The following is a 12,899-nucleotide window of genomic DNA, read 5'->3' as shown; positions in this document are numbered from 1 at the left end:
ATCAAACCATGGAACTGCTCGATTTGATGAGCTGACACCGATGGTCGGATATACAAGTTCCTATTCCCCTTTTTTGGCAAAAAAATCCGCTCTATCATTAAATAGAACGGATTTTGTCTAAAGATTAAAGTTTATTTTAACTTTGACTTCGATAAGCTAGTGCTCATCACTTCGCCAAGGCAATCTTGATATGCTCCAGATGATGCTCTTCGTGCCAGCACAGTTTGGCGAGTTTCGTCGCGACGCTGATTTCGCCATTCATTTCGTGGGTGAAAACACACTTTAATTGCTCGTCCGTCACATGCTTCCCGATGGCGACGATCCGTTCGTTCAAACCTTCCAAAATGCGGATTGAACTTTCCACCGGCAATTCGTTGTCCGGCAGCTCCGCCCATTTTTCCTGGTCAAAAGCCGGAACCGTCGGATTGTCATCCGTCAATGCCAGTCTAAGGCGCTGATACATCGTCAGCTGCGAATCGGCGATATGGTGCACCAGCTGGCGCACGGTCCAGCTGCCTTCGCGGTACTTCTTGCCAAGCTGCTCGTCGTTCAGTCCATCGACTGCTTCTCTCAAGCGCGCCGTGTAGCTGCTGATTTTCCCGAGCCATTCTTGCACATGTTCAGTTGTTACGTGTTCAGGAACTTCTAATTTTCCAATGGGAAATTGCACATCCATTTGTCCAACCTCTTTCCTTATCCGTATTTGTAAAACATTGCATTCACGCTCAATATACCAATGGAGTAACGTTTTGTAAACTGGAGGCCTGAGAGCTTACTTCAAAATCCCTTTTTCTTTCGCTTCCTTCAGCCACATCGGAAACTCATTCAACAGCTGATCGTATAATTCCTCGTCTGTTACTTGGCTGATGTCGTCGAGGTGGAAAAAGTTCGCATTGTCGACGACGCGCCCTTCCATTGTATCGAGTTTTCGCAGGACATCGAAATTCGAATCGCCGATTCCGACAAACTGCCAGAAAATCGGCTGGCTCGATGATTCCACGATGAATTTCTTGATGCCCGGCTTGCATCCACCGTCGTTGATGAAGACAAGGAACACCGGCTCGCCGCTCGGGTCCTGCTTCGTATACTTTCGGATCACGTCTTCCATCACTTTCGGCTCGTCGTTGCGGCCGAATTTGTGGACGCCCGAGTTCGACAGGATGTTCTTTTCCACATAACCCATGAACGTCGCCTCGGTCGCTGCCGGAAGCCTTGAAAATTCGTTGTCGTAAACCCAGACATCCAACTCGCCGTCATCATCAAACTGGCTTGCGACCGCCAGCACCCGCTCCACCACGTCCTGTACGACGCCTTCGTTATACAATTTTCGCATCGAACCGGAAATATCCAACACGACGCCGACTCTGGCAGAAACGCCGGTCAACTTCTTCTTCTCCAACACAATCGTTGCCGTTTTTTTCTTCAAGGAAATGCCGCTTAAATCCGCTGTTTTTTCCGGCTTTTTAAAGATTTTATCGAATATACCCAAAACCTACGCCCCCTGTTTAGTCTTTTTTAAAAGTATACCCTCTCGGCAATCGCAATGACAGCGATTGCCTATAAATGTAAAGTATTAGAAATAAAAAACGGATACTTGCTAGGGGCCCCCTATAAACTATGTTTTTCTAACTGACCGTTTTGTTTTATCCTAGAGAGGGTACCTAGGAGGCAAATACAAATTCAGGAGGACTCAACCGTGAAGAAAAAATGCATTCCCATGTTGCTGGTATTCGGATTATTGGCCGCCTTTCCCCTCTCCTTTCAGCCGGCGGAAGCTGCAAGCCATTCAGCTGCAGTCAAAGAAGACAAGCTGCCAGCCAACCTTGAAAAGCTCATGACCGTCGCCCCGGAGCATCAGTACACGCTGCGAAAAGGAAGCACACGCGTTGAAGTGAAACTCCTCCAATGGACATTGAATCAGTACGGGCTAAAAACAGCAGTCGACGGGGTATTCGGCGCTGCGACCGACAGGAATGTCCGGCAATACCAGAAGGATAAAGGCTTGAAAGCCGACGGCATTGTCGGCATCGATACATGGGTGGCCATCTACGCAGAACATAAAAAACCAACAGATCCAAACGGGGAACTTCCAACCGAACTCAGAAACTTGATGGATATTGCACCGGAGCATCAATTCATCCTGCGCGAAGGAAGTAACCGCATGGAAGTGCTGCTTCTCCAATGGACATTAAACCAGTACGGATTAAAAACAGCGGTGGATGGTGTCTTCGGAGCCGAGACCAACAGAAATGTTCGGCAATACCAAGCAGACAAAGGTTTGAAAGTCGATGGCGTTGTCGGTGTGAATACATGGGTCGCGATATACGGAGAGTATCAGTAAAACTTGTTTATAGAAGAAACTCACTTAATTTTATGGGCTGTAACTTATCATAAGGAATGCCCGCCCGAAAAATCGGGCGGGCATTTTTAGAGTTTCCGATCTACTATTTTCTTCCCGTTCACTGGCATATAACTCTCAATCCGTCCGATTCAATGCGAGATCTCGATTTTCCTTTCCGCCTTTTTTATTTTCCCAGAAAACCCGCTGCCAGCCGATCCATAGCGCCGCAGCCAGAATTGCGATGTAAATATAGATTCCCCAGCCAATCGAGGCCGCGATGAAATGCGCCCCGATAAAAGCTCCGGTCAGGAGTGAAAGCATCAGCATCTTCGTAGTTCCTGCTTCCTGGGCAAACTCAAACGACATGGAAAATGGAAATCCGTCTTCATTGACCACTTTATGCGCAATAAGGGTTTGCAGAAGACCCCCAAGAAATACAGCTGCCAGATCCGGAAGGATACGCACCGTGAAAACCCAGATGAATACCAAGGACACCGCAACGAAAACCGGTACATACAACTTCACCAAAAAGGCTTTTAAGGCACCGCTGTAAGCATAGGAAATCCGTTCGACCGGTGCCGCTTTGAAAAGCCAGGCGCCTTTAAAGCCTTCTGAAAACTTCAGCATGTATACGAGGCTCGGAATCATGAAATTGCAGAAATAGATGAATAAAAACAGATTGCCTTCTGCCATTTCTTCCAGCCCGCCGTCTTCCGAAAACGTGAACATAAAGAGAAACGGAAAGAAAATGGACATTCCGAGTGCCGGAAAAACTTTCAGCTTGAATTCCCGTTCTTTTTTCATCATCGACGCCGCAAAGCGGAAGAAGATCCGTTCTTCCTTGGAGCGGCACAACAGTTTGGCCGCGACTTCATCCAGCCAGTTCCTTTTCGGCCGCCCGGTTTTCGTATCGCTCAAAAGCTTTTCAAGATTCCGCTCAAACGACGGCATCAGTTTGGCATAGCAGAAAATCGCAATGACCGGCACGAGCACGGCCAGCACAGTAAACGCAATCAAGGAGCCGGAAAAATTGCCGTTTAGGAACACTTCATAGGGTGCAGCGTACCAGAGCGGCGGAATCAGGAAATGCCACCAATTGAACGTATACACCATATCCAAATCGGTGAACTCAAATAATCGGATCAATACCTGATAACCCAGCACCACGCCGACAGATAGCAAGATCTGCACGTAATTGATGATGTCTTTCAATTTTTCCCCGTCAAAAAACCGTAAGATCACTAAATACAGCAAGGACGTCAGCACAACAACCAGCAAAACCGTCAATACGATTTCAATCAGAAAAATCAGCGCGAAAAAGATGCCGTGTTTATACAATCCCACAAAGAGCGGAATCGTTGTAAAAGCCCCGGCCACGAAAGCGATATAAATCATGATATGGACAATTTTTGCGGCGGCAATGGTTTTTCTGCCCACCGGCTTGGTCTGGATAATGTTCTTGTCCCGGACATCCAGCAGGACCGCTGAGAAATCGGAAATCATAGAAGTCATTAGGATAAACAGAATGATGCCAAAAACGAGGCTCAGCTGAAAGATATAATTGTCTCCAAGCAATAAAAACGGGAGCAAAATTAAGCTGTAAAGCCCGTAGATCCAAAGCGATTTCAGGAACTGGTTCCCTTCTTTCTTTTTGCCAGTGTCATTAAAAATCGTCGGCACCCGCCGTTCATCCATCGTCAGTTTGATCTGCAGGATTTTTTCCATCATCGCATAATCCACACCGAGTTTAGTGAAGACTCCTTTAAATATGGACAGAAACTTCAATGATTGGAATTCACGCATCCTCCCGGTCTCCCTGCACGATCGATACAAAATCCCGGGCTTTGCTGCGGTGCTCCGTAAAGCCGGTCAATTGGTTGAAAATCCCCGAAAGCGATCCTTCTGCGCTCAGTTCCTGCAGTTCCTCAAACGTGCCATCCGCCACCACTTCCCCTTTCACCAGCAGGACAATGCGGTTGCTGATTTTCTCGACCAGGTCCATGATATGGGAAGAATAAAAAATGGTTTTTCCCTGCGCTGCCAGCTGCGCCAGGATTTCCTGGATGACCATCATGCTGTTGGCGTCCAGTCCGCTGAGCGGCTCATCCCAAAACAACAAATCGGGGTCATGCAACAGACTCGCGATAATCATCACTTTTTGCTTCATGCCTTTTGAAAAAGAAGAAAGCCGGGAATGGTGCACCTCCTGCAAATCGAATTGCTGCAACAGCCGTTCCGCTTTTGCCTGTGCCGCGTCCCGCTCCATGCCATAAAGTTCCCCGCTAAACACCAAATACTCCATCGCCGTCAGGTTGTCGTATACTTCCGCGTTTTCCGGCACATAACCGATCCGCTTTTTATACGACGGATCGCCTGAAGAAATATCCTGACCGAAAACGACCACTTCTCCTTTGTAGTCATCAATCAGCCCAAGCATGATTTTCACGGTCGTACTTTTTCCCGCTCCGTTCGGTCCGATGTAGCCGATGATCTGCCCCTTTGTGACTTCAAGATTGATGCCGTTCAATATGTTTTTGCTGCCATAGCTCATTGTCAGATTCCGTATTGATAAAACCTTGTCGTTTCCTGGCTCCATCTAAACACCTCCCACCTTAATTGTGTGTTTATTCTAACATTTAATTGGTTGAAATTGGGAGCTTGATTTGAATCCGCAGGAAATATACAACGGAAAGCTATAAATTAAATTATTTCTGAACCAGAATGCGATTTTCTCATCCAAATTGCCTTGGAATCACTATAGAAATGGATGATATAATAAACTACGGCAAAAATACTTCATAAAAGAAAGGATGCTTAACAGATGATGCGATCCTTTCATTTCAACGGCAGCCGGATTTTAAAAACCGGGATAGCGATCTTCTTAACCGCCATTATTTGCGGATGGTTCGGTTGGCCGCCTGTCTTTGCGGTCATCACGACCATTGTGACGATTGAGCCCACCGTCAGCGATTCGATCAAAAAAGGGCTTGTCCGGTTCCCGGCATCTGCAATCGGTTCTGCCTTCGCGGTTCTCTTCATTACCTTCTTCGGGAATTCCCCGATCACCTATACACTCGCCGCGGTTGCCACGATTGCCGTCTGTTATCGGCTTAATCTGCACGCCGGCTTGCTCGTCGCGACATTAACTTCCGTCGCGATGGTCGAAGTCATCCACGACCATTTCCTGATTGCGTTCTTCATCCGCTTAGGCACCACGACAATCGGCCTGCTCGTGTCTACCGCTGTCAACATGCTCGTGTTCCCGCCTAACTACCGAAGCGATATTCTTAGGAGCATCCAAAGCATCAGCGAACGCGCAGGAAGATTATTGGAACACACATTCCATACGATCCTCTTTGAAGGAGATGCGGATCTTCAAGAAGACCGGGAAATTGTTAAAGGGCTGACAACGGAAATCAAAAAGACGGAGAAATTGATTCATTACCAGCGGGATGATTTCAGTTTGTACCCTTGGGTTCGCAATCGTGAAGCAAATCTTCAGATGGCCGAAAGGCAATTACTTTTTTTGCATAACCTCGAGTTCCATATGGACGCTTTGCTTCGGATCCCGCTGCATAATTTGGAGTGGACACCAGCTGAGCGCAATACCATTATGCAGGCCGTTGCGGAGCTTGCGGACGACTTGCAGCATTCCCTCGACTACGACCATGAAACGCATCAGCACCAATTAAAACGGATTACCGACCTGTTTTGGGAGAACAGCAAAGGTGTAACGGCAAGCGATGCTGTGGAGCCTACCCTGTTCCCGCCAGAGTTTACGATTCTTTACGAACTCATCACGATCTACGATTTAGTGGATAAGTTTTTTGATCCGAACAGCGTGAAGGCTGTGCTGGAAGCGGAAAAATAATTGGATTACTCGAATACGATCCAGTTTAAACATACCCGATAAATGTTTGTTTTCTATTCAAGAAAAAATCCGCTCTATTCAACAATAGAGCGGATTTTTTTGGCGTTTATTAGATAAAGTAAATTTCATTTAATAACAAACGGTCTTTTATTTTTATACATAGCAAGTCTTTCAAATAAAATAATCCAAATAATTCCATACAAAAATCATCACCCCCTAGTATTTACCTTCCTAATCATGTTATAGTCAACTTTGGAAAATAGTCATATAGATCTAGTTAGAAAACTGGGGGAAATACGAAATGAGTAATTTATTTTTGGTGTTGTTGCTGCTTGCCTTACTCGCTTTTGCTGCAAGCATCGTTATGTTACTGGTCAGTGCTTTGTTCAAAAAAGGGCTGACGGTTAAGCAAAATGTTCTTGCGGCGGGAGCTTCATTTATCGTGATCATCGGTTCTTTTGTTGGCTTTGGAATGACAGCAGAAGAAGTTGAAACTGCAGCCGACGTCGAAAGTGAACAGATGGAAGCACAAAAAGAAAAAGCGGCCGAGGAAAAAGCCGAAGAACAGCGCCTGGCCAAGGAAGAAGCTGAGAAACAGGCGGCGCTAGAAAAAGAAGAAGCGCGTCTGGCAGCAGAACAGGAAGCGGAAGAAAAAGCGGCAGCTGAGAAGCTCGCAGAAGAGAAAGCAGCTGAAGAAAAAGCAAAGGCTGAAACGCTTGCGAAAGCAAAGGCCGAGGAGCTTGCAAAAGAAAAAGAAGCACAGGAACTGGCAGCTCATGAAAAAGCAGCTGCGGAAGCCGCGGCCAAACAAAAGAATGACCTGTTCGCAGGATACTCTCTGATCGAAGTGGATGGCGGTGACATCTCTGGAACTCGCGAAGCCAATGTCGTCGTTGATATCGGGTTTGGGGATCGCGAATATTGGGCCTTTACGAACGAACATGGGCAACTGGTGCGTGTCGTGGCTGACGAAATCATTCTACAGGACGATAACAACGAACCTGTTTTATCGACCGGCAGATACTACTCGGATGAAGCAAAGGTTCCTGGCGTTGAAAGTGACGTGTTAGACGAAGGGCATGCCATTGCGGATTCGCTCGGCGGGGTATCGAATGCCTATAACATCACCCCTCAGGAAAGTACGCTCAACCGCCATGGTGACCAGGCTTATATGGAAGACGTCATCCGCGATGCCGGCGGAGCGACGAATTTTGAAGCCATCATCACCTACCCGGATACAGACACACAGGTTCCTTCTAGCTACCAGTACACATATACGGTTGCGGGCAACGAAGTCGTGGATACATTCGACAACGTGAACCCCGATGAAGTCAACGCATCACTTGGCTTAACCGACAGTGAACCTGCTGAATTAAGCCCTGCAGCCACTGAGAGTGCCCCTGTGGAGTCAGCCCCTGCAAACACAGGCGGAGATGTTTCCAGTGTGGATACAAACGGCAACGGACAAGTAACAATCAAAGAAGCAAAAGATGCCGGTTTCCCTATGCCGATCATGAGCGACCATTGGTTATATCCTTATATGCGGGACAATGACAACGACGGCATGGTCGGAGAGTAAGTTCTAAACGAATAAATTGATAGTCAAAAAGAAATCCGCCCTCTCGCTGAAGAGGGCGGGTTTTTGTATGGATAAAATGTTGTTTGACATGGAAGGTTTTTTTACTCGGCATCCCGGTAGCGGAACAACGATTCATAGGAACGAATCCGTTTATCGGTTTCAAAGGAAGTCCGGCTCCAGATGCTCTCCAGATCAGAAGATTCTTCCGTCTCGACCAGCTTCAATTCCCCTGCTTCCAGCGTCATGATGTCCGATTCGATGACCTTCAATTCTTTTTCTTCGGAATCCAGTGCCCGAATCCGCACTTGGACCTCTTTTTGCATATCCAAATTGTTTTTGAGGAAAAATGCGTTTTGATACGTTTCGTGGGTGCAATTGTTTGTGGAAGTCCGGAAGCATTCTTTTTCAGAGCCCATGAACACGACGGTGATTTCTTCATCGGCTTGCTGTTCCTCGGACTGCGCTAAAGCATTCTCGACTTTATTGATATAAGATGCTTTCTCTGCCAACGGATACACCCATATGGTGAAAAACAGGATCGTCGTGCAGAGCACCGCTGTAACAACCCACACCACTTTCGGGTTATGGACAGACTTCGGTGCCCCTTTGAAAAGGATGCTCGTAATCACGTTGATGACCGAGACAATTAGCAGAAATGCTAACGAAACAACAATGGCTACTTTGCTTTCAAATCCATTTTGAAAGAAAGAAAGCTGATATGTATCGGAAAAATAATAATTTAAACCTGCACTGACCAGAACCAATGCCAAAAGAACGGCCAAAGGTTTTTTCCAGCGCGGCTTCCCGCTTTTTGAACTCATGCTGGTCCAGAGGAGCCAAGCGTACGGTAGGAAAAAGATTAAGATGACAAGTGCAACAGTGCCCATTAGATCATGCCTTTCACAAAGAGTAAGTGAGAAACAATGCTTTAAAAAGCCATACACCCAGTAAACCTTTTCAAAGCTTCCTTTTCGTATGACGTGCGTTATTTTCTATCTCGCTTTAATTATACGGAATACAGGTTAAAAAGATTCAGCTGTATGAAGTGTTTTCTACATACGGGGATAAAATTTAAGTTTCAACCAAAAAACTCCCGCACTAATGTCCTGTGCGGGAGTCTGTTTTGATTTATTTCACCAACAAGCCGCGTGCTTCTCTGAACTCGGTGATATGAGGATCGATGATGCGGCCGCTTTCAATGACGACCGCTTCTTTGACCATGTCGGACCAATTGCCTTCCGTCAAGTCATCAAGCATGCTCCAGAAACCTTCGCTCAACACTTTCGTGACGGTATGCGGGAACATGGCCGGCGTGTTGTCCACTGTGTAATGGATGATGCCGTCTACCGTATAGACCGGATTGTCGATCGTCGACGGTCGCGACGTTTCGATTTCCAGTTCGGGATCACAGCTGACGTCGATGATCATGGCGCCTTTTTTCAAGCGTTTCAAATCTTCTTTGTAAATGATGCGGTCTGTGCGTTTCGTGTCCCACATCACGCAGTTTACGAGAACATCGTAGTCGGTCATTTTCTCGCGGAACAGCGATTCGAGCCTGCGACCAAACACATCTACTTCCGCGCCTAATCCGTGAAGGATGCGCATCGCGCCTTTGGCGGTATGGCCGTTTCCAAGGATTGCCACTTTCGTTTCATACGGCATTTTGCCGACATGCTGGTACGCTTGAAGAACAGCTGCTTCGCCCGCTACTTCGCGGTTGCGGTAGAAAATATAGCGGCCGCCTTCGAACATTTCTTCCCATGCAATGACCGTGTGGTTGCCCGCCAGCACTGCGTCAGTGAAACGGATATCCTGAACAGCATGTGCCCAGCCGATCAATAGCTTGCCTTCAGTGATTTGGTCAAAGTAATCGGCATCGCCAAGCTTTACGTCGACGATTGCTTCACATTCCAATGCACGTTCGCGCGATACCATATGTACGCCGTACGCCGCGTATTCTTCGTCCGCAATGCCGAGTGCTTCGCCGTAGCCTTGTTCAAAATACAGGCGTTCCGGGAACTTGATGCCCGGCATATCCTTCGGCAAAATCGCCCGGCGCTTTTCGTTGTTTTTATGGCTGATGACAAATCCTAATGTGTAAATAATAAACCCTCCGCTTCAACTTAAATCCGATCAAACGGCAGCTTCTGTAAATTACGCTGCTATGTGAAACCCGGTCCTTTCCAAATCATACCATGGCTGGTGAAAATCGTGTGAATTTAATTATTATTACTGAAAGCTGCCGCTCCTCAGCCAGTACACGAGCTTTGCCTCGCCTTCAATGCCATGCTGTAAACTGAGCGAACGTTAATCCGCTCCCGGGTTAAATAAGCCGATTTTTTATGCAGGTTTATTGTGTGGCTTGAATGGCATCTTACATAGGCACCCATTTAAATGCACACCTATTCGAAATCAGATTTAAAGAAGAACATCCCGAAGACTTCAAGCGGCAAACACACTTCTTCTATATAGCGAGCTTCCATAAGCCCCATTTGCAGTCGGCACTTAAGCTAACTATTGATACAGGCAGATAGAGTGATTTCACAATGCCCGACTGCTATACTCCTCTATGTGCAAACTTGCAATATAAGGAAGGAAGTTATTATAGATGAAATTAAGTGTATTGGACCAAGCTCCTGTGACAACAGGAAACACGGCAGAAGCTGCCATGCAAAAAGCGGTGGAACTCGCGGTTCTCGCTGACCAGTTAGGCTATAGCCGGATGTGGATGGCGGAACACCACGGCTCCGGTGCCTTTTCAAGCTCCGCACCGGAAGTCACTGCCGCGTACCTAAGCGCCAAAACGGAGAACATCCGGATCGGCACAGGCGGCGTGATGATGATGCATTATTCGCCGCTGAAACTGGCGGAAGTGTTTAAGACACTCAGTGCACTGGCACCTGGCCGCATCGATTTCGGTGTGGGGCGCGCACCGGGCGGCGACCACAGTTCCATCTACGCGTTGTCTGAAGGACGGCGTGCCATGATGGATGACATGTACGGCAAATTCGACACTGCGCTGAAATTGATCAACGACGAAGCGCCGGAAGACAACCTGTACAATAAAATCATCGCTTCTCCAACAAATATCCAATTGCCGGAAGCCTGGCTGCTCGGCTCGAGCGGCAATAGCGCCTTGGAAGTGGGACGCATGGGCGTCGGCTATTCGTTTGCCCAGTTTTTCAATGGCGGCATGACGAAAGACATTTTGGATTCCTACCGGGCAAATTTCGTCCCTTCCGCTTTCATGGAGAAACCCGAAATTTCGGTGTCGTATTTAGTGACAACGGCGGAGACGGCCGAAGAAGCAGAATACGAAGCATTGCCGCAGGACATTTCGCGTCTGATGTTAATGAAAGGCCGCATCATGCCGCTCATGACACCGGAAGAAGCACAAAACTCGGCACTGACGGAAATGGACCGCATGCAAATCCAGGCAAGCCGCAAAATCCATTTAGTCGGTTCCGCAAAAGACGTGGCCGATCAATTGCAGCAGGAGCAATTGGAATACGGTTTTGAAGAAGCCATGATCTGCAGCATTCCGCATTCACAGGAAAAACGGCTGGATGCCTATCGCCTACTGGCACAGCAGTTGTTATAATTTATAGTCCTGAATAAGAAGGCCGATGGGTGCTGGACACCCATCGGCTTTTCACATAAAAATATTGTTCTAAAAGTGATTGCATATCAGCGCAGTCTTAATTTCCAGTAGTCCTCCTTGTTCCCTGTGCAGCAAATCATTAAAATCGTTCGAAATTGCTTTTTACACAGCGGGACGAAAGTGTAAAAGACACTGTTCATATTTACAGCAGTAAGGTTTTGAATTATGATAGGACGAATAGGTTAGTTGAAGGAGTGGCAAAGTGAACAAATCAGTAACGAAAAAAATGGACGAAATGCTCGAAGTCTTTAACAATCTTCCGAATTGCAAAATTGAAACGAATGTAGAAGGCAAGATCTTGATTGCTAGCCATACCCCGGTTCACTGGAGCGGTTCTCTTGAGAAGACCGACGCGGAATCGATGCACAAAATCGGGTCTATCGCGCCCCATAAAGCGTCCCTCGGCCTCTATATTGATTTCCCGCATAATCTTTTGGACGTTGACCGGGTCGAGGAAGTCATCAATCCAGAAGGCACCTTGATGTATTATGAGCCAGGTACAAAGGCGTCAAATGTGAAAAGCTGGTGGAGATTCCGCTCAGACGAAAAATTCGATAGCATCCATTTGGTACTGCGGAAGATCGAACTGGATATGTATGATTTTAAGCGAGAAGACTGGATTGGATTGATGGAAGAGATCACGGGTGTTCATCAATAATTAATAACATAACTTCATATGAGAAAAAAAGACCTGTCACCCGGAATCGGATGGCAGGTCTTAATTTTTGCTTCCTTAGGAATAGCACAACTCACAAATAATTTATATGAAGGAATTAAATAGAAAGCCCAGATAGAAACAGTAGTTTCATAAAGATGTTAGTAATTGCAGGGCATTGTCAAAAACGTTCAACGGGGTTGCGATTTTTCTTCCGGCGCTTCCGCTTGTTATAAAGAGTGAAAATCAGCACTGGAATTAGCACAACAAAAACAATTGCCAGCACCGGAACCAGGAAAATGGCGATTGGCACGGTCGTTGCTGTTATATCTTCTACGACAGCGACAGCGGGACTGAGAAGTGCGGTTTCGCTTATACCCTTAACACCAGTCACCGCAGCATGCGATGCTGCAGCAACTCCCCCGCCACCGATAATCGCGATGCTCCATTCCAGCAACGGATTCATATCTCCGATAAAGGACGCTGTCAGCAAAATACCGGCAATTGCCGCAATCGGCGTTGCAATAACTTTCATAATCGAACCGACCGCTGGAATGTAATTCACGGCTATTTCAAAAACGGTGGCCGCTCCGAAAGCCACCAAAGCAGGCGTGCTGCCGAGCCAGCTAAAACCTTCTGTCACCGTAATCCAGTCTACTCGTTCAAAAACACCGGTTATAAATAAAGGCGTAAAAATCCGGAATCCCACTGTCGCACTTAAAGCCAGGCCGATGCATATTGCAAGAATCATCTCCATAGAAGATTCGCTCCTTTCCAAGGACTTTTCACCAT

12 protein-coding genes are annotated in these 12,899 nt (G+C 47.0%); 5 read left to right on the top strand and 7 right to left on the bottom strand.

All coding sequences use genetic code 11. From position 1 onward, the window contains the following. Positions 1-166: 166 nt before the first annotated feature. The gene (locus QWY22_RS03725; RefSeq protein ID WP_300983123.1) at positions 167-676 is read right to left on the bottom strand and encodes a YfiT family bacillithiol transferase; all 510 of its coding nucleotides are present in this window, start codon (positions 674-676) and stop codon (positions 167-169) included. A 96-nt stretch (positions 677-772) separates the two neighbouring features. Further along, complete coding sequence (locus tag QWY22_RS03720) at positions 773-1,489, bottom strand: vWA domain-containing protein (protein ID WP_300983122.1); 717 nt, start codon at positions 1,487-1,489, stop codon at positions 773-775. Between the two features lie 207 nt (positions 1,490-1,696). On the opposite strand from QWY22_RS03720, the gene QWY22_RS03715 reads away from it, so the two are divergent. Next, complete coding sequence (locus QWY22_RS03715) at positions 1,697-2,341, top strand: peptidoglycan-binding domain-containing protein (protein WP_300983121.1); 645 nt, start codon at positions 1,697-1,699, stop codon at positions 2,339-2,341. A gap of 135 nt (positions 2,342-2,476) precedes the next feature. Here QWY22_RS03715 and QWY22_RS03710 read toward each other — a convergent pair whose 3' ends face one another. Both QWY22_RS03710 and QWY22_RS03705 read right to left on the bottom strand, forming a co-directional pair. Then, positions 2,477-4,144, bottom strand: coding sequence for a hypothetical protein (locus QWY22_RS03710; protein WP_300983120.1), 1,668 nt, complete (start codon positions 4,142-4,144; stop codon positions 2,477-2,479). Next, on the bottom strand, positions 4,137-4,937 hold the full coding sequence (locus QWY22_RS03705) for an ABC transporter ATP-binding protein (RefSeq protein WP_300983118.1): 801 nt from the start codon (positions 4,935-4,937) through the stop codon (positions 4,137-4,139). Before QWY22_RS03705 ends, QWY22_RS03710 begins: the two co-directional genes overlap by 8 nt. 228 nt (positions 4,938-5,165) lie before the next feature. On the opposite strand from QWY22_RS03705, the gene QWY22_RS03700 reads away from it, so the two are divergent. Then, on the top strand, positions 5,166-6,212 hold the full coding sequence (locus QWY22_RS03700) for an aromatic acid exporter family protein (RefSeq protein ID WP_300984320.1): 1,047 nt from the start codon (positions 5,166-5,168) through the stop codon (positions 6,210-6,212). Between the two features lie 571 nt (positions 6,213-6,783). Further along, on the top strand, positions 6,784-7,791 hold the full coding sequence (locus tag QWY22_RS03695; RefSeq protein WP_436836781.1) for a DNA/RNA non-specific endonuclease: 1,008 nt from the start codon (positions 6,784-6,786) through the stop codon (positions 7,789-7,791). 101 nt (positions 7,792-7,892) lie between these two features. Here QWY22_RS03695 and QWY22_RS03690 read toward each other — a convergent pair whose 3' ends face one another. Beyond that, positions 7,893-8,678: a PucC family protein gene (locus QWY22_RS03690; protein WP_300983117.1), complete on the bottom strand. Its 786-nt coding sequence runs from the start codon at positions 8,676-8,678 to the stop codon at positions 7,893-7,895. A 241-nt stretch (positions 8,679-8,919) separates the two neighbouring features. Continuing rightward, positions 8,920-9,873, bottom strand: a complete 954-nt coding sequence (locus tag QWY22_RS03685; protein ID WP_300984318.1) for a N(5)-(carboxyethyl)ornithine synthase — start codon at positions 9,871-9,873, stop codon at positions 8,920-8,922. Between the two features lie 526 nt (positions 9,874-10,399). On the opposite strand from QWY22_RS03685, the gene QWY22_RS03680 reads away from it, so the two are divergent. Both QWY22_RS03680 and QWY22_RS03675 read left to right on the top strand, forming a co-directional pair. Continuing rightward, positions 10,400-11,392 (top strand): MsnO8 family LLM class oxidoreductase, encoded by a 993-nt coding sequence (locus QWY22_RS03680; RefSeq protein ID WP_300983116.1) that lies wholly within the window; start codon positions 10,400-10,402, stop codon positions 11,390-11,392. Between the two features lie 262 nt (positions 11,393-11,654). Next, complete coding sequence (locus tag QWY22_RS03675) at positions 11,655-12,110, top strand: hypothetical protein (protein ID WP_300983115.1); 456 nt, start codon at positions 11,655-11,657, stop codon at positions 12,108-12,110. Positions 12,111-12,288: 178 nt separating this feature from the next. Here QWY22_RS03675 and QWY22_RS03670 read toward each other — a convergent pair whose 3' ends face one another. Next, the gene (locus QWY22_RS03670; protein ID WP_300983114.1) at positions 12,289-12,864 is read right to left on the bottom strand and encodes a DUF4126 domain-containing protein; all 576 of its coding nucleotides are present in this window, start codon (positions 12,862-12,864) and stop codon (positions 12,289-12,291) included. Positions 12,865-12,899: the final 35 nt, after the last annotated feature.

The sequence above is a fragment of the Planococcus liqunii genome (assembly GCF_030413595.1).
Lineage (GTDB): Bacteria > Bacillota > Bacilli > Bacillales_A > Planococcaceae > Planococcus > Planococcus liqunii.
The sequence above is the reverse complement of the archived record's forward strand: the minus strand, read 5'-3'. Positions and strand labels throughout refer to the sequence as shown.

Bases quoted from the DNA above. Each gene is read 5' to 3' on its own strand.
- QWY22_RS03690 (WP_300983117.1), bottom strand. From the start codon at position 8,678: ATGGGCACTGTTGCACTTGTCATCTTAATCTTTTTCCTACCGTACGCT.
- QWY22_RS03700 (WP_300984320.1), top strand. From the start codon at position 5,166: ATGCGATCCTTTCATTTCAACGGCAGCCGGATTTTAAAAACCGGGATA.
- QWY22_RS03710 (WP_300983120.1), bottom strand. From the start codon at position 4,144: ATGCGTGAATTCCAATCATTGAAGTTTCTGTCCATATTTAAAGGAGTC.
- QWY22_RS03670 (WP_300983114.1), bottom strand. From the start codon at position 12,864: ATGGAGATGATTCTTGCAATATGCATCGGCCTGGCTTTAAGTGCGACA.
- QWY22_RS03680 (WP_300983116.1), top strand. From the start codon at position 10,400: ATGAAATTAAGTGTATTGGACCAAGCTCCTGTGACAACAGGAAACACG.
- QWY22_RS03705 (WP_300983118.1), bottom strand. From the start codon at position 4,937: ATGGAGCCAGGAAACGACAAGGTTTTATCAATACGGAATCTGACAATG.
- QWY22_RS03725 (WP_300983123.1), bottom strand. From the start codon at position 676: ATGGATGTGCAATTTCCCATTGGAAAATTAGAAGTTCCTGAACACGTA.